We start from the raw sequence: 15,203 nt of genomic DNA, 5'->3' as shown, positions 1-15,203 counted from the left end.
GATTAGGGGGGATATGGATTGAAGAGGATTCGTGTAGTACCACTTTTACTGACTATGGTTATAAGTGCTGGTGTGCTGTTTGGAGGTTATACATTCTTTCGTGCTCAATGGATGGAGAAGCCGCTTGCCACCGCACTGTCAAATATAGAGCATGTAGAGCATGCTGAAGTCGCTTGGAGCCCAAGTGAATTGAAGGTTCAATTGACGCTTGAGTCACCGAGCAAGCTGGCTGCGATTATGGAGCAGGTATACAAGCTTGCAGGAAAAGAAGCGAAATCGCGCGATATTCAAGTGAACATTATGAATCAAGCTACTAATGAGCATTTGGAGCAGTTCTGGTCAACAGCGCTATTCTCAGTAGCTGAGGCAATGAGCCACCAGCGGTATGGCGATATCCCGGCACGCTTACAAGATTTAATGAAACAAGATCCAACCGTGAAGGTGGATACTGCTATGGATGAACGAAATATTTATATCAGCTTAACAGATAAGGCAGGATTCAAATCCATTGTGCTTCCGCTTCATGGAAGCCGAATAGGGGTGTGGCCGAATGAAGAACCACAATCTGAGATGGCCTGAGATGGCGGCTGGTTTTGCTGTTATCTTGTTGTTGTTTTTGGCTTATATCGGACTTAACATATGGCCAATTGTAATCGCAGGCGCTGCAATTGGATTATTGGCTGTGGCCGTCAAATTCCGTGGCGGTGCCAATGGCAAAGAGTTGTTTCGCAGCGGAGCGGCAGCATCTCGTTCGGCTGATCATTCAAGCAAGTATTCGTTCGAGGGAATTGGGGGTCAAGATCGTGCGAAGAATGAGTTGATTGAAGCCCTTGACTTTCTGATTAAGCCTGAGCAAATCGCCAAGTTTGGCATACGTCCAATAAAGGGGATATTGCTGACTGGACCTCCAGGCACAGGCAAGACCCTGATGGCCAAGGCAGCAGCCAATTACTCCGATGCCGTATTTATCGGCGTATCAGGCAGTGAATTTGTTGAGATGTATGTCGGTGTGGGCGCAGGCCGCATTCGATCCTTATTCAAAGAGGCTCGGCAATCTGCTCAGAAGCAGAAGAAGTCGAATGCCATCATCTTTATAGACGAGATTGATGCGATTGGAGGCAAGCGCGAGGGCGGACAGCAGCGAGAATATGACCAGACGCTCAACCAGCTTCTTACGGAGATGGACGGCTTGTATGAGCAGGAGTCGCCTCGAATTCTAATTATGGCAGCAACAAACCGCAAGGAGATGCTTGATCCGGCTTTGCTGCGACCTGGGCGATTTGATCGGCATATTCAAGTGGACATGCCGGATAAGAAGGGCAGAAAGCAAATCTTGGAGCTGCATGCTGCGAATAAGCCGTTGGCTGAGGATGTGGATATGGACAAGGTTGCAGAGGAGACATTTAATTTCTCTGGCGCACAGCTTGAAAGCGTGCTGAATGAAGCCGCAATCTATGCGATGCGAGAACAGCGAGAATGGATTGAAGCCAGACATTTGTCTTATGCCATCGACAAGGTGATGATGGGTGAGAAGACAGACCGCGAGACCAATGAAGAAGAGCGCAAGCGCGTTGCGCTGCACGAACTTGGCCACGCCATCGTAGCGGAGTCCCTTCGTCCTCAATCTGTGTCTCAGGTATCCCTTAGTCCGCGGGGACAAGCGCTTGGCTATGTACGACACCAGCCGCAGCATGATCGTTATTTATACACTCTTCCTTATTTGGAAGAGCAGATTATGATCTCACTCGGAGGCGCAGTTGCTGAAGAGATGTTCTACGGACATCGCAGTACAGGCTCACAAGGAGATTTCGATCAAGCTCTGCAAATTGTTGAAACAATGGTCAATTCGGGTCTAACGAACCTTGGCATCGTCAAGATCAAGCATGTCTCATTGGAGGCTTTGTCCAAAGAGATGAATGAGATACTGGATCAGCTCATTACCCGTACAAGAGAGCTGCTAGAAGCTCACCGTTCCACCTTTACAAGCTCGCTTGATATCCTGATTCAAGATGAGACGCTCTCTGGAGAGCAGTTCCGTTGTCTATTATGTGACAGTAAACAATTACCAGCCTGAAAAATGGCTGGTTTTTTCATTATGAGGGAAGGAAACATGGTAATATAAAGTGAGTTACCTATGCATTAATTTGTTTAATATTGTTGAGGAGTTGTCGGACACAATATTAGAACAGTGTTAGCAACATTGAAAGGTGGAAGAGACCATGTTTTTCAAAAAAATCGGCGTCATCGGCGGCGGTACAATGGGCCAAGGCATTGCAGAGATGCTGGCAGTCAAAGGCCTGGACGTGCTGTTGGTGGAGCAAACGACAGAGAAGCTTGATCATGCCTATGAAATGATTGAAACAAGTCTGGACAAGCAGCTTGAAAAATGGGCAATTACCCAAGCAGAGAAGAAGCTTATCTTGTCCCGCATTCACAAAGTGACACATCTTGCAGAGATTAGTGCTTGCGATATGGTTATCGAGACAATCTCTGAGGATTTAGAAGCTAAAAAAGCAGTATTTGCAGAACTTGACAATGTATGCCCGAGCAATGTGATCTTGGCGAGCAACACGTCAACACTTTCGCTGACAGAACTTGCAAGCAACACAAAATATCCTGATCGCGTCATCGGCATGCATTTTATTTACCCAGTTGCCAATGTTGAGCTGGTAGAAATTATCCGTGGGTTAAAAACTTCTGACGAAACGTTTAATGAAACAAAACGCTTTGTTGAAGAGGTTGTTCAGAAGAAAGGCGTCATGGTATATGAGTCGCCAGGCTTCGTCACTTCACGGATTATTTGCGTGTTGATCAATGAAGCACTCCACGTCCTCCAAGAGGGTGTTGCAACTGCAGAAGACATCGACAACGCAATGAGAATCGGATATAATTTCCAGTACGGCCCGCTTGAAATGGCTGACCGTTTCGGTTTGGATTCGGTACTCGCAGCTATGGAGCGTATGTTCCGCGAATTTGGAGACATTAAGTATCGTCCTTCCGTCGTACTGAAGAAGATGGTCCGTGCGAATCAACTTGGAATGAAGACTGGAGAAGGATTCTTCAAGTATAACAAGGATGGGGATAGAATATGAAAGTTCTCGTAATTAACGCAGGCAGCTCCTCGCTTAAATATCAGATCTATGACATGACAACCGAAACGGCTCTTGCAGCAGGTCGTGTTGAGCGTATTGGAATGGATTCGTCTATTCTCGTTCATGAGCCGCATCATACAGATGAAGTGACTGAAGTAAGTGAAATTCTCGAACATACGACGGCTGTTCGTAAAGTTCTTGATAAGCTTACTGACCCTGAAGTTGGCGTTATCAAATCCATCGAGGAGATTGATGCTGTAGGACACCGTGTCGTACAGGGCGGCGACTTGTTTAAGGAGTCTGTAATCGTTGATGCAAAAGTAAAAGCTGGGATTACAAGTCTGTTTGACTTGGCTCCGCTTCATAATCCTGCACATATGATGGGGATTCGCGCTGTTGAGGCAAATATGCCTAACATTCCGCAAGTTGTGGTGTTTGACACGGCATTCCATTCCACAATGCCTGAGAAAGCGTACATGTATGCGATTCCTAAGGTGCTTTACAAGAAGCACAAGGTGCGTCGTTACGGTTTCCACGGAACATCGCATGATTACGTAAGTAAAGTGACAGCAGAGACAATTGGCCGCCCTGTTGAAGATCTTAAGATTGTTACCTGCCACATTGGTAACGGTGCAAGCTTGACGGCTGTTGAAGGCGGCAAATCTGTCGATACTTCTATGGGTATGACTCCGCTTGAAGGCTTGATGATGGGTACGCGCAGTGGTGATTTGGATCCTGCGATTGTGCCTTTTGTTATGATGAAGGAAGACTTGACGGTCAATGAAGTCAATTCCATGCTGAATAAGCACAGCGGTTTGTTGGCGATTTCCGGTTCATCCAGTGATATGCGCGAGATTACAGAAGGTATGGAGCAAGGCGAGCCAAATGCAACACTTGCATTTGAAATGTACGTGTACCGTCTTCGCAAATACATTGGTTCTTACGTTGCGGCTATGGATGGCGTCGATGCGATCGTGTTCACGGCTGGTGTAGGTGAGAACTCTGCCGTTATCCGACAACATACATGTGAGAAGCTGACATTCTTGGGTGTTGAAATTGATCCGGAGCTGAACAAGATTCGTTCAAAAGAGCCACGCCGTATTTCCACGCCGAATTCTAAAGTGGAAGTGTTGGTCGTGCCGACTAACGAAGAGCTTATGATTGCACGCGACACGTATCGCCTCGTAACAGAAGCTAAATAATCGTTAAAGGGAGAGAACGTATCGATGGCGACAACTTGTGTCATACGCGATGTCAATCGCCATGTGGGCGAAGAAGTCCGCATTGGCTGCTGGCTGCACAACAAGCGTTCTAGCGGCAAGATTCAATTCTTGCAGCTTCGTGACGGTACTGGATACATCCAGGGCGTCGTTGTGAAAAGTGAAGTGTCGGAAGAGATCTGGGACAATGCAAAGAGCTTAACGCAAGAGAGCTCGATGTATGTTACCGGAATCATCCGCGAAGAGCCGCGTTCAAAGTCTGGCTTTGAAATGACGGTAACGAATGTCGAGATCATTCAGATCACGCATGATTATCCGATCACGCCGAAGGAGCATGGCGTTGATTTCTTGATGGATAACCGCCACTTGTGGCTCCGTGCGCCGAAGCAGCGCGCGATTCTTACCGTTCGCGGCGAGATTATTCGTGCGGTTCAGAACTTCTTCGATGAGAACGGGTTTACGCTTGTGGATCCGCCAATTCTGACGCCGACTTCCGCAGAGGGGACAACAAACTTGTTCCATACGAAGTACTTTGATGAAGATGCATTCTTGACTCAAAGTGGCCAGCTCTACATGGAAGCAGCAGCTATGGCGCTGGGCAAGGTTTACTCCTTTGGCCCAACATTCCGTGCAGAGAAATCCAAGACTCGCCGTCACTTGATCGAGTTCTGGATGATTGAGCCGGAGATGGCCTTTGTGGATCATGAAGAGAGCCTTCGCATTCAAGAGCAATTCGTAAGCCATATCGTGCAGTCAGTGGTGAAGAACTGCCGTGCCGAGCTTGAAACGCTGGAGCGCGATATTACGAAGCTTGAGAAGATCAAAGCTCCATTCCCTCGCATCTCTTATGATGATGCCATTAAGTTCTTGAAGGACAATGGTCATGAGATCGAGTGGGGTGAAGACTTTGGTGCTCCGCATGAAACGGCGATAGCGGAAAGCTACGAAACACCTGTCTTCATTACCAATTACCCTGCTGGTATTAAGGCATTTTATATGAAGCCGGATCCAAATCGCCCAGAAGTCGTACTGTGCGCAGATATGATTGCGCCTGAAGGCTATGGAGAGATCATCGGTGGTTCGCAGCGTATTGATGATCCTGAGCTTATGGAAGAGCGCTTCAAGGAGCATAACTTATCTTCAGAGACGTACAAATGGTATATGGATCTTCGCCGTTACGGAACAGTGCCTCATTCGGGCTTCGGTCTTGGTCTTGAGCGTACCGTGGCATGGATTTGCGGCGTAGACCATGTTCGTGAGACAATTCCGTTCCCTCGCATGCTGTATCGCTTGTATCCTTAATCGGATATCAATGCTTGTGCAGTACGGATGAAGTAATATGAATCAGCTTATCTGCTAAGAATCCAGCTTGGATTCCCATCGTTAAGCTGCCTATACTTAAGATAGACATCCCGGATCACAGTTGTGGTTCGGGATGTCTTGTATATTGTGAGGCCCCATGAGACAATAGGGGCAGGCTGTATAATTGAGCCGGATTAGAACGGATAAGGAGGGGTGTCCAATGAGAGAAGAAGCGTATCGTGCTTATGCAAAAGGGATCTCTCATATGCTTCAGGCAGGACAGCTTACCTTGCCATATGTTTTGTTAAAGCATTATAAGCGCTTAGGACTTACCGAATCAGAGACGATGCTGATCATTCAGCTGATCGGATATAAGCAGGTTGAAGAAAAAGATTTCCCATCGTTGGATGAACTTCAGCAGCGAATGGCGATGCCGTCGAATATGGTTACAGCAGCTTTGCAGCGGCTCATTAAGGATGGCTTTCTAAGCATCGATGAGCATGTCGATGAAGCGACACATGTGCAGTATGAACACTACAATTGGACAGGCTTATGGGAACGATTAGGCCAGCTTCTATCGGAAGATATTCGAGTGCAGCATGAACAGCAAAAGGCTTCGCAAGATTTGCATAGAGGCGGGCAGCCAGAGCTTAACTTGTTTGAAATCTTTGAGAAGGAATTTGGCAGGCCGCTATCTCCGATGGAGTACGAGACGATAGGCGGATGGATCGATGATGATCGCTATTCTCAAGCTCTGATTTTACTCGCACTTAAAGAGGCGGTATTTGCAGGCAAGATCCATTTTCGGTACATAGACCGTATTCTGCTTGAATGGAGCCGCAACAAGATCACTACTACGGAGGAAGCGAGAGCGTATACGCAAAAATTTCGCGGCAATCGCTCATAAGGGAATAATCTCAGAATCCAGGGTTCATAGCTTGAACAATAAAACCGCTGAATGCAAAAGCCAAGCATGAAGGTCTCCTTGAGCATATAAGCTCATCGACCAGCAGGATGGCAGCTGAATCAGCGGTTTTTATATGGGTACTATGATGTATGTGATAGCTGCCTGTTAGAGAAGCTATCGTATTATTGCTTTATTACTTAATTGCTGATGATTATTTCTTGGTTGTGCTCTGCCGTTCGCTCGTAATATGACATGATTGCGGTTGTCACTAACATAAACGCACGAAGTCACAGACTTACTGGCTATCATGTCGTAATTTGATCGCTGCTTACAAGCTTGTTGCCTTTAACAGTTCCATCCGATATACGTACTCGAACAAGAATTCGAATGCCTCCAGATGGCGCTTGGCCTCAAAGCTGTTGGCTCCCCAAGCATAGATGCCGTGATTGCGAAGGAGAATGCCAGGTATGGTTGGATTCAGCTTCTCGCTCACATGGGGAACAATGCTTGGAATATGGGCGAAGTTAGGCACAATCGGCACTTCAATTCGAGCATTTTCTTCCCATATGTTAAAGGCCTTGATGAGCTCGACTCCTTGAATTGGAACGGTTCCAAGGTCGCCATAACGTTCCGATACAAGGCTGTTGAACACCGTATGCACGTGGAAAATAGCCCCGCAGCCGGTTTGCTTATAAATCTCACAATGAATAAGCGTCTCTGCGCTCGGCTTCAGACCTGTCTGCTCTGTAGGCACACCAGCTTCATCGACGAGTAAATAATCTTCTGGCGTATGTACGGATTTATCCTTTCCACTCGCAGTAATAGCAAATTGGAATTGACCATCAAGAATATCGCCAACGCGAACGGAGAGGTTGCCGCTTGTTCCTGGGAACCAATGACGGGCAGCAAAGGTCTCTTTGATTACGCGAAGCGTTTGATAGGCTTCTTGTTTCATTTCAAGCGTTATATTACTCACGGCCAACCGCCTCCTGCTCACTAAAGTGCTGAATAATATCATGGAATGTCTCAAATGGAGCATAAGGCAGCTTCAATTGCTCGCATTTCTCAATCAGCTGTGCTCTCGCGTAGATAAAATCAACGAGCTTGGCGGCTGCGAAGTCCGTTACACTGTCTCCAATCACAATTCGTTCATATTGTTCTGCAGAGAATTGACGAACGATCGTCGTCTTGCACATGCCGCAGTCATTCTCGCAAGGCTCCTTGCATGCATGAGGCCATGTAATGGTAATATGCTCTCCCGTAAAGTCACTGCCATTGCAAAAAATATGATCCTGCGGAATATTAAAATTGCGAAGTAGCGGGTATACAAAAAAATCAATGCCGCCGCTTGTTACATAGAATTCAATGTCGTTATCTTTGCAATAAGCAAGGAATTCCTTGAAGCCAGGGCGGATGATTGCTTGTTGAATGGCACGTTCCACGACCTCTTCTCGCATAGAGGAGGGTAGCAGGTGAAAGAGCTCGCCGACACCCTGTCTAACAGACTTTTTTTCTGATACAATATCGAGCACGATCTGGTCCCAGCCCTTAGGTTGAAAATGCTTGAACAAGGCTACGATATTGTCATTGTTCGTTATCGTTCCATCAAAATCACAAAATACAACTTTGCGTTTCTTCGCTGTCATTATTTCTTCCCCCAACGTTCTAATGCAACTTGAAGCTCTGGATGCTGTTTGGCGGCCTCCTCCAATGGAACCTGCTGCATAACCGCATCGATCGCCTGAACGAATGCTTTGCCGCCGCTCGCCGTTCCCATAGGATGGCCGTGAACACCTCCACCTGCATTTACGACGACATCAAGTCCAAAGTCCTCAACAATCACGGGTACCAATGCTGGATGAATGCCCGCTGATGGAACAGGGAAGCTTGATTTCATCGGCAGCGTATCGTCGATACAGGCTGCTTTGATGCCTTGGTTGTCTTCTTTAGGCATGGTTACCGATCCGTATGGAGACGGGAACAACACAAGATCAGCACCTGCAAGGCGCATCAGCTTCCCAAGCAGCACCTTGGCGGATATGCCTTGATCGATGCTTGGATACATGGCTCCTGCCAAAGCCGGATGTGCCAGAATCGGCACCGCAATCTCAGGATCTGCGCTCAGCTCATGGAGCGCATCGTAGCCGTAGCCCAGCACGTTGAACAGCAGGGCATTCGCTCCAGCATCAATGGCCCAGAGCGCTTGCTCGCGCAGCTTGAACACAGGTCCTGTAAGATTTGTGGCATACAGCAAAGACTTGCCGGTCATCTCCTGTGCCTGCTTGGCTGCTTCCATGCAAGTACGAACCCGATCTTGAATCGGCGTCAATGGATTCTCGAATAGAATCTCATCATCCTTAATGAGATCAACACCGCCGAGAGCCTGCTGATAAAATTGTTCACGAAGACCGTCGAGGTCATGTCCAATTACGGACTTGAAGATGCTCATCAGCAGCGGCCGATCATGAACAGATAGCAGGCTGCGAACACCTTCAATGCCGAACTTCGGTCCTTGGAAGGCGTGCTGGAACGATGTAGACCAGCTTAGGTCAATCAGCTTGATTCTGCCATCCATGGACAGCTTGCCGAATACCGTAACCAGCAGGGCGGCGATATCATGACTAAAGTTCACGTCAGGATAGCCAATCGCAATGTCTGCATAGCGCTTGCCGGGCTCATCGGACTCATGCACATCGACGGACAGCACACGTCCAAGATGCTTCTCCATTGATGCCTTTTTCGCTTCAGGAAGATCGGTCCAGCTGCCGATAGTCAGACCAAGGGCAATGCCTTCCGCTTTCTTATCGAATGACGCCGCATCATCAAAGAGCCGATACGTGGCCACACAATATTCATTCATCTATAGCTCACTCCCAATTTGTTCTCCCATCTCAGCAGCACGGGCGCGAGCGTGAGCAACTGCTGCTTTCATCGCTTCGTTTACGTGGCATTCTTGTAGCACCTTCAAGGCCGCTTCGGTGGTCCCCCCAGGAGATGTAACCTTTCGACGGAGAACTGCAGGGCTCTCGCCCGTAATCCGCACCATCTCAGCTGCTCCTCGTACCGTTTGAATCACGAGTGATTCCGCTTGTTCTGCCGTTAAGCCCTCGCTCACGGCTGCTTCGATTAAGGCTTCCATTATATAGTATACATAAGCAGGGCCACTTCCGGATACCCCTGTTATCGCATCCATATCCTTTTCGTCTACTTCCGTGACAATTCCGATCGCTCCAAGCATCGACCTGGCAATAGCATACTGTTCTTCGCTTACCTCGCGGGAGTAACATACTCCCGTTGCACCGAGGCCAATAGTGCTAGAGGTATTCGGCATGGTGCGAACAACAGATGAGGGGCCGACAATGCGCTGTATGGTAGCAATGCTGAGTCCTGCTATGAGCGAGACCAGCATAGTCTGTGACTCAAGTGCTGGGCGGAGTGCTTGCAGCGCTTGAACGGCATCCTTGGGCTTCATCGCGAGTATAATTACATCGGCAGTACGAAGCCATTCATGGGTAAGCTCTGGTTCATTGGATGCATGTACGTTATAACGATCCTTAAGTTCTTGAAGGCGCTCCTGGTTGCTGCGGTTGATCATCTGAATGTGCTCTGGCAGAGCTATTTTTTTATCTAGCATTCCTTTGACGACCGCTTCAGCAGCAGACCCTGCGCCGTAAAAGCAATAGGTTAGGTGTGCACTCATCGTATGGTTTCCTCCCCAGTTCTGAACATAAATAATGGACACAGTTAGCTTCTGATTTGACCTTGGCCTGTTACTCGGTATTTCGTAGAAGTCAATGGGACAAGTCCCATCGGACCCCTAGCATGAAGTTTCTGTGTGCTTATGCCAATCTCAGCCCCAAATCCAAATTCAAATCCGTCTGTGAAGCGGGTGGAGGCATTATGGTAGACTGCCGCTGCATCCACTTCCTGCAGGAAGCGTTCGGCTTCACTTGAGCGTTCCGTCACAATACATTCCGAATGCTTGGTTCCGTAGCGCGAGATATGAGCAAGCGCTTCGTCTAGATTGGACACAAATCTAATATTAAGGATGTAATCATTATATTCGGTTGCATAATCCTGTTCAGTCGCCTGCTTGGCGTATGGCGCTAGCTGGAGCGTGCGTTCGCAGCCGCGCAGCTCCACTTGTGCGTCATGAAAGGCCTTCAACAGCTCTGTAACAGCGGCTTGATCATAGTCTTGGTGAATGAGGAGCGTCTCCATAGCATTGCATACGGATGGGCGTTGGACCTTGGCATTCAATGCAATCGCTGTGGCCATCTCAGGGTTGGCTCCTTGATCAATATAGGTGTGGCAGATGCCTGCCCCTGTCTCGATCACAGGCACGGTCGCATTTTGAACAACATTTTGAATGAGAGAGGCGCCTCCTCTTGGAATAACGACGTCAAGCCAGCCATTCAATTTAAGCATCTCATCAACGGATTTGCGATCAGCATCTTCGATCAATTGCACAGCATCCTTAGGGAGCGCGGAAGATTCTAACGCTTCATGCAGCACTTCCACGATTCGCTTATTCGTATGGAGAGCGGCTGAACCGCCGCGCAGAACAACGGCATTCCCGGTTTTTAAGCACAGGCCCGCGGCATCTACTGTGACATTTGGACGAGCTTCATAGATCATGCCGATAACGCCGAGTGGTACTCGAAGCTGCTCAATACGAATGCCATTTGGACGATCAATGGTTTGCAGCAGGGTGCCTACAGGGTCGGTCAGCTGTGCAATTTGACGAAGGCCTTCCGCAATCTCTGCCACTCGCTTTTCATTTAATGCGAGACGATCAAGCAGAGAAGAACTCGTTCCATTTTTGCGGCCATTGTCGAGATCAAGTTGATTGGCTTGGATAATGGATAGCTGACTCGTAATCAGGTGGTCCGCCATTCGAAGCAGCGCTTCGTTCTTATCTGCGGTGCTGACACGATTCATCTGGATGGAAGCTGCCTTTGCAAGCTTGGCTTTTTGCAATACTTCACTCATTTTTATATGCCTCCTCGTGACTATCATTTGATGGGGTGATTTTGACGCTACAGCAGCAACTTCTGATTGGGGTAGGACATGGGTCTTGTTACCGTTATAAGGAGCGCAGCGTAACCCATTCATCGCGGTGAATAACTTCAATTCGGCTGACCTCGCAGCGCTTCAGGACGTCTGGTGTAGACAGTCCTGCCACCTGGCTCAATTGCTCATGATCATAATTGACGATTCCTCTGCCCAGCACTTCTCCTCTTAGGTTCGTGACTTCCACCACATCGCCTGGATGGAATTCTCCATGGATGGATTTCACGCCTGCCGGGAGCAAACTAGAGCCTCTATCAAGCAAAGCCTGCTCGGCACCTTCATCTACGACGACGCGCCCAAGTGGCGTCGAATGAAAGCCAAGCCATTGTTTTTTAACGGGAAGGCCGTGTTGGTGAGTCTCAAAATAGGTGCCCCTTCCGTCTCCCTGTACCGTCTTCATTAGATCATGCGGCTCAGCGATTCGCCCAACAAAGGCTTTAACGCCTCCACGCATGGCAATGCGTGCAGCATCCAGCTTAGAGCGCATGCCGCCAGTACCGACAGCAGAGCCAGCACCGCCTGCGTAACTGTATATTTCATCGGTAATCTGTTCAATTACGTCGAAGCGTGTGGCATGTGGATTCTTTCTCGGGTCCTCGGTATATAATCCGTCCATGTCTGTCACGATAATGAGCTGTGAAGCATGAACGAGGTTTGCAACAAGCGCAGACAAGGTATCATTGTCGCCAAACTTCAGTTCGTCTATAGATACCGTATCGTTCTCGTTAACGATCGGGATAACGCCAAGCTTCAACAGCTCTTCAATCGTCATATACGCATTGTGCCCGCGCTTGCGACTTGCAAAGTCTTGCCTTGTCAGCAGAATCTGAGCAGCAGATATGCCGTAAGGCAGCAGATATTCTTGATAAGCCTGCATGAGCAGCGCTTGACCAACGGCAGCGGCAGCTTGCTTCTCATGAAGCAGCTTCGGCCGCTGCTCGTAGCCCATTTGACGAAAGCCAGCGGCTACGGCACCGGAGGTGACCAGTACAATTTGATACCCCGCTTGACGAAGCGTTCTTAGCTCTTCTGCAAAGAAACGGACCTGTTCACGGTTTAGGCCGCCATGCTCGGAGGTGAGGGAACTGCTTCCGATTTTTACGACAATACGTTGTTCGTTCATGATTTCTCATCCACCCTTTTGATCATTGCCGAATAAACTGCCGCTCGCACCGTTCCATCCAATTCAGAGGTGGGAGCATCTCTTTAAGTCAATAACGTTGTAATGTTGTAAAGTGAGATATTATGGCGGATGCGGCTGAAGACTCCTGCGTTCCCACAGGCATCAGGCATCGTAACACTTAAACGAGATCTGCTGAGATTGCACAGAGCACTTCCATCACAATAAAAAAAGACCTTCGTCCATAAAAGGACGAAAGTCTGTTGCTTCCGCGGTACCACCTTCATTGAAGCGATATCTACTAGTTTGATGGTTATACTTCCATACAGGAGTAGATCGCTTCCCACTTCATGCCGATAACGGGGCAGCCGTTCCATAACCGACCATTCATTCCGCAATAATGCGGTGAAGTCAGCTATGACCGTTCAAGGGTAGGGTTCTGCCGGTGTGAACGACAGCTGCTTGCAGCCAATGGCAGCTGTTCTCTGAGCATCACATCCACTCCATCAGGAATGGACCGCGCATACTGGCCCTCTCATCACGTTATATATGATTAGATTATTCGGCGTACTTAAACTTGATACCAGTGTAGCACGCTATTCGAGCAAAAGTAAAGAAAGCAAATCGCACATTTAAGGAGATCAGAATAAATTCAGCGCTCCGATGCGTTCAACCGCTTCAACTAACCGATCTTCCTCTGCCAATAATCCTACCCTAACATAACCTTCGCCGTGGGTGCCAAAGCCAATGCCAGGCGCAACAACGACATTTGCCTTTTCAAGCAGTAGATCAGCAAATGTTTCAGAGGAATAAGGTTCAGGTACAGGAAGCCATGCAAAGAAAGAGCCTGCTGGGAGCTTCGCTTGCCAGCCGATTTGTTCTAGCGCGGCAAACAACGCATTGCGACGTTTTTCATACGTCTCACACAAGGAATGGACGCAATCCTGGGGTCCGGTCAGCGCTTCAGCTGCGGCTTCTTGAATGGCTCCAAAGAGACTAACATACATATGGTCCTGCATGAGGTTAATGTTGCGAATAATCTCTTTGTTGCCTAGTGCAAAAGCTACGCGCCAGCCAGCCATATTGTACGTCTTTGACAGGGTATAGAATTCGACGCCTACTTCTTTGGCGCCAGGTGTTTGCAAGAAGCTGACAGGACGCTTGCCATCGAAGCCGATGGCGCCGTAGGCAAAGTCGCTGGCTACAACAATATGGTGCTCCTTCGCAAACTGAACGGTTTGCTCATAGAAGGCGGCATCAGCAGTGGCTGCAGTTGGGTTGTTCGGATAATTAAGAAACATCAACTTCGCTTGTTGCAGATCCTGAGCTGCGATCGCATCATATTGAGGAAGGTACTGATGAGCTTCTACAAGCGGCATCATGACCAACTTTGCGCCTGCTAAGGCAACGCCTGACCAATAATCGGGATAACCGGGGTCAGGGACGAGACAGATATCCCCTGGATTAAGAAGGATCTGGCTGAGCTCCACAAGCCCTGTCTTTCCTCCGAACAAGATCGCGACCTCTGTGTCGGGGTCGAGCTCCACCTGATAATCCTCCAAATAACGTTTGGCAATGGCTTCTTTTAAAAAACGATAGCCAGTAAAAGGAGAATATTTGTGATACTGCGGGTTGGCAGTAGCTTGCTGCATGGAAGTTACGATATGTGAAGGGGTAGGCAGGTCTGGGTTGCCTTGTCCTAAGTTAATGACATCATGGCCTTCAGCGATTCGGGCGTTGCATTTCTGCACAAGCTTCGCAAAAAATTGAGTAGGCAGATCGCTCATACGATCTGCCGGAGTAATAGGTATGGCTGCTTCATTGACATAAGGCATCTTTCGTTCACTCCATCTTCTATATCATGCGTGGTTACCAATTATTAACGCTTAATTTAGCATGTTTTGACTGGAGTGTATACCTTTTTTTCCATTAGGCTATGAGGAGTGCTATTGTCGATTCGCTCCAGGGTGGCTTGGTGTCAGCATCTCTTCTATGAAAGGCTTGACATCAGCCTTGAATTCCATAAGGTAAGGCTTTCGATCAGGACCGAAGACAAGCAGCATTGGTTCTTTTTCAGGGCAATAAATAAGAAATACCGTATTGGTTTCTACCTGCAGGTTCGGCAAGTTTACAGTAAATGGCTTGGCAAGCGGGACTCTCACTATATATCCACACTTCGTACCAATTGATACTTGCGGGGCCACCTTGGTAATGGACTTTAGCCATTGCTCAGCATATTGCTGATATTTCTCTTGGTTTGGCACACTTTTAATGATACGCTCCTGTTTCATGTCGAACATTTGAACAGGAGGGACGTTAAGCGGCTGTTCTGGAGCAGCTTGAGCTATTGGAGATGTGCAGGTGAACATCATACATAATAGAAACAACAGAACCTGAATTCGTAATCTTGCCTTCTGCATATAGAATTCTCCTTTCGAACAATGGGTGTCAGCGTACTGATTTTCATACTTTGCCCACCTTGACGGATT

At 48.2% G+C, this 15,203-nt stretch carries 14 protein-coding genes; 6 read left to right on the top strand and 8 right to left on the bottom strand.

Translation table 11 applies throughout. The features are described from left to right. The first annotated feature begins 18 nt into the window (after positions 1-18). The 6 genes from B9Y93_RS07280 to B9Y93_RS07255 all read left to right on the top strand — a co-directional run bounded on the left by B9Y93_RS07280 (position 19) and on the right by B9Y93_RS07255 (position 6,521). Positions 19-579 (top strand): hypothetical protein, encoded by a 561-nt coding sequence (locus B9Y93_RS07280; protein WP_139829144.1) that lies wholly within the window; start codon positions 19-21, stop codon positions 577-579. After that, entirely contained in the window at positions 551-2,074 is a 1,524-nt protein-coding gene (locus B9Y93_RS07275; RefSeq protein WP_085493632.1) for an AAA family ATPase, read from the top strand. The genes B9Y93_RS07280 and B9Y93_RS07275 overlap by 29 nt, the downstream gene beginning before the upstream one ends. Positions 2,075-2,219: 145 nt before the next feature. After that, positions 2,220-3,092, top strand: coding sequence for a 3-hydroxyacyl-CoA dehydrogenase family protein (locus B9Y93_RS07270; RefSeq protein ID WP_085493631.1), 873 nt, complete (start codon positions 2,220-2,222; stop codon positions 3,090-3,092). Beyond that, positions 3,089-4,294, top strand: a complete 1,206-nt coding sequence (locus tag B9Y93_RS07265; RefSeq protein WP_085493630.1) for an acetate kinase — start codon at positions 3,089-3,091, stop codon at positions 4,292-4,294. The genes B9Y93_RS07270 and B9Y93_RS07265 overlap by 4 nt, the downstream gene beginning before the upstream one ends. Positions 4,295-4,318: 24 nt before the next feature. Next, complete coding sequence (asnS, locus tag B9Y93_RS07260) at positions 4,319-5,614, top strand: asparagine--tRNA ligase (protein ID WP_085493629.1); 1,296 nt, start codon at positions 4,319-4,321, stop codon at positions 5,612-5,614. A gap of 220 nt (positions 5,615-5,834) precedes the next feature. Continuing rightward, positions 5,835-6,521, top strand: a complete 687-nt coding sequence (locus B9Y93_RS07255; RefSeq protein WP_085493628.1) for a DnaD domain-containing protein — start codon at positions 5,835-5,837, stop codon at positions 6,519-6,521. Between the two features lie 328 nt (positions 6,522-6,849). Here the strand turns inward: B9Y93_RS07255 and mtnB are convergent, their stop codons facing one another. From mtnB to B9Y93_RS07215, 8 genes are all read right to left on the bottom strand, one after another. Next, complete coding sequence (gene mtnB, locus B9Y93_RS07250) at positions 6,850-7,539, bottom strand: methylthioribulose 1-phosphate dehydratase (RefSeq protein WP_425320333.1); 690 nt, start codon at positions 7,537-7,539, stop codon at positions 6,850-6,852. Then, positions 7,490-8,167: a 2-hydroxy-3-keto-5-methylthiopentenyl-1-phosphate phosphatase gene (locus B9Y93_RS07245; protein ID WP_085493626.1), complete on the bottom strand. Its 678-nt coding sequence runs from the start codon at positions 8,165-8,167 to the stop codon at positions 7,490-7,492. The genes mtnB and B9Y93_RS07245 overlap by 50 nt, the downstream gene beginning before the upstream one ends. Beyond that, positions 8,167-9,381, bottom strand: coding sequence for a 2,3-diketo-5-methylthiopentyl-1-phosphate enolase (locus tag B9Y93_RS07240; RefSeq protein ID WP_085493625.1), 1,215 nt, complete (start codon positions 9,379-9,381; stop codon positions 8,167-8,169). Before B9Y93_RS07240 ends, B9Y93_RS07245 begins: the two co-directional genes overlap by 1 nt. After that, positions 9,382-10,221, bottom strand: coding sequence for a pyrroline-5-carboxylate reductase (gene proC / locus B9Y93_RS07235; protein ID WP_085493624.1), 840 nt, complete (start codon positions 10,219-10,221; stop codon positions 9,382-9,384). A 44-nt stretch (positions 10,222-10,265) separates the two neighbouring features. Further along, complete coding sequence (locus B9Y93_RS07230; RefSeq protein WP_085493623.1) at positions 10,266-11,636, bottom strand: glutamate-5-semialdehyde dehydrogenase; 1,371 nt, start codon at positions 11,634-11,636, stop codon at positions 10,266-10,268. Beyond that, the gene (gene proB, locus B9Y93_RS07225; protein ID WP_085493622.1) at positions 11,608-12,717 is read right to left on the bottom strand and encodes a glutamate 5-kinase; all 1,110 of its coding nucleotides are present in this window, start codon (positions 12,715-12,717) and stop codon (positions 11,608-11,610) included. Before proB ends, B9Y93_RS07230 begins: the two co-directional genes overlap by 29 nt. Before the next feature lie 638 nt (positions 12,718-13,355). Next, a complete protein-coding gene (locus B9Y93_RS07220; protein WP_085493621.1) occupies positions 13,356-14,549 on the bottom strand; it encodes a pyridoxal phosphate-dependent aminotransferase in 1,194 nt (397 codons plus the stop codon). Between the two features lie 111 nt (positions 14,550-14,660). Continuing rightward, on the bottom strand, positions 14,661-15,134 hold the full coding sequence (locus tag B9Y93_RS07215; RefSeq protein ID WP_085493620.1) for a hypothetical protein: 474 nt from the start codon (positions 15,132-15,134) through the stop codon (positions 14,661-14,663). Positions 15,135-15,203 lie beyond the last annotated feature (69 nt).

It is taken from the genome of Paenibacillus aquistagni, from assembly GCF_900177815.1.
Classification (GTDB): Bacteria; Bacillota; Bacilli; order Paenibacillales; family Paenibacillaceae; genus Paenibacillus_B; species Paenibacillus_B aquistagni.
The sequence above is the reverse complement of the archived record's forward strand: the minus strand, read 5'-3'. Positions and strand labels throughout refer to the sequence as shown.

Coding starts and splice junctions, on each gene's coding strand:
- B9Y93_RS07275 (WP_085493632.1), top strand. CDS start 551: ATGAAGAACCACAATCTGAGATGGCCTGAGATGGCGGCTGGTTTTGCT.
- B9Y93_RS07270 (WP_085493631.1), top strand. CDS start 2,220: ATGTTTTTCAAAAAAATCGGCGTCATCGGCGGCGGTACAATGGGCCAA.
- B9Y93_RS07265 (WP_085493630.1), top strand. CDS start 3,089: ATGAAAGTTCTCGTAATTAACGCAGGCAGCTCCTCGCTTAAATATCAG.
- asnS (WP_085493629.1), top strand. CDS start 4,319: ATGGCGACAACTTGTGTCATACGCGATGTCAATCGCCATGTGGGCGAA.
- B9Y93_RS07255 (WP_085493628.1), top strand. CDS start 5,835: ATGAGAGAAGAAGCGTATCGTGCTTATGCAAAAGGGATCTCTCATATG.
- mtnB (WP_425320333.1), bottom strand. CDS start 7,539: ATGATATTATTCAGCACTTTAGTGAGCAGGAGGCGGTTGGCCGTGAGT.
- B9Y93_RS07245 (WP_085493626.1), bottom strand. CDS start 8,167: ATGACAGCGAAGAAACGCAAAGTTGTATTTTGTGATTTTGATGGAACG.
- B9Y93_RS07240 (WP_085493625.1), bottom strand. CDS start 9,381: ATGAATGAATATTGTGTGGCCACGTATCGGCTCTTTGATGATGCGGCG.
- proC (WP_085493624.1), bottom strand. CDS start 10,221: ATGAGTGCACACCTAACCTATTGCTTTTACGGCGCAGGGTCTGCTGCT.
- B9Y93_RS07230 (WP_085493623.1), bottom strand. CDS start 11,636: ATGAATGGGTTACGCTGCGCTCCTTATAACGGTAACAAGACCCATGTC.
- proB (WP_085493622.1), bottom strand. CDS start 12,717: ATGAACGAACAACGTATTGTCGTAAAAATCGGAAGCAGTTCCCTCACC.
- B9Y93_RS07220 (WP_085493621.1), bottom strand. CDS start 14,549: ATGCCTTATGTCAATGAAGCAGCCATACCTATTACTCCGGCAGATCGT.
- B9Y93_RS07215 (WP_085493620.1), bottom strand. CDS start 15,134: ATGCAGAAGGCAAGATTACGAATTCAGGTTCTGTTGTTTCTATTATGT.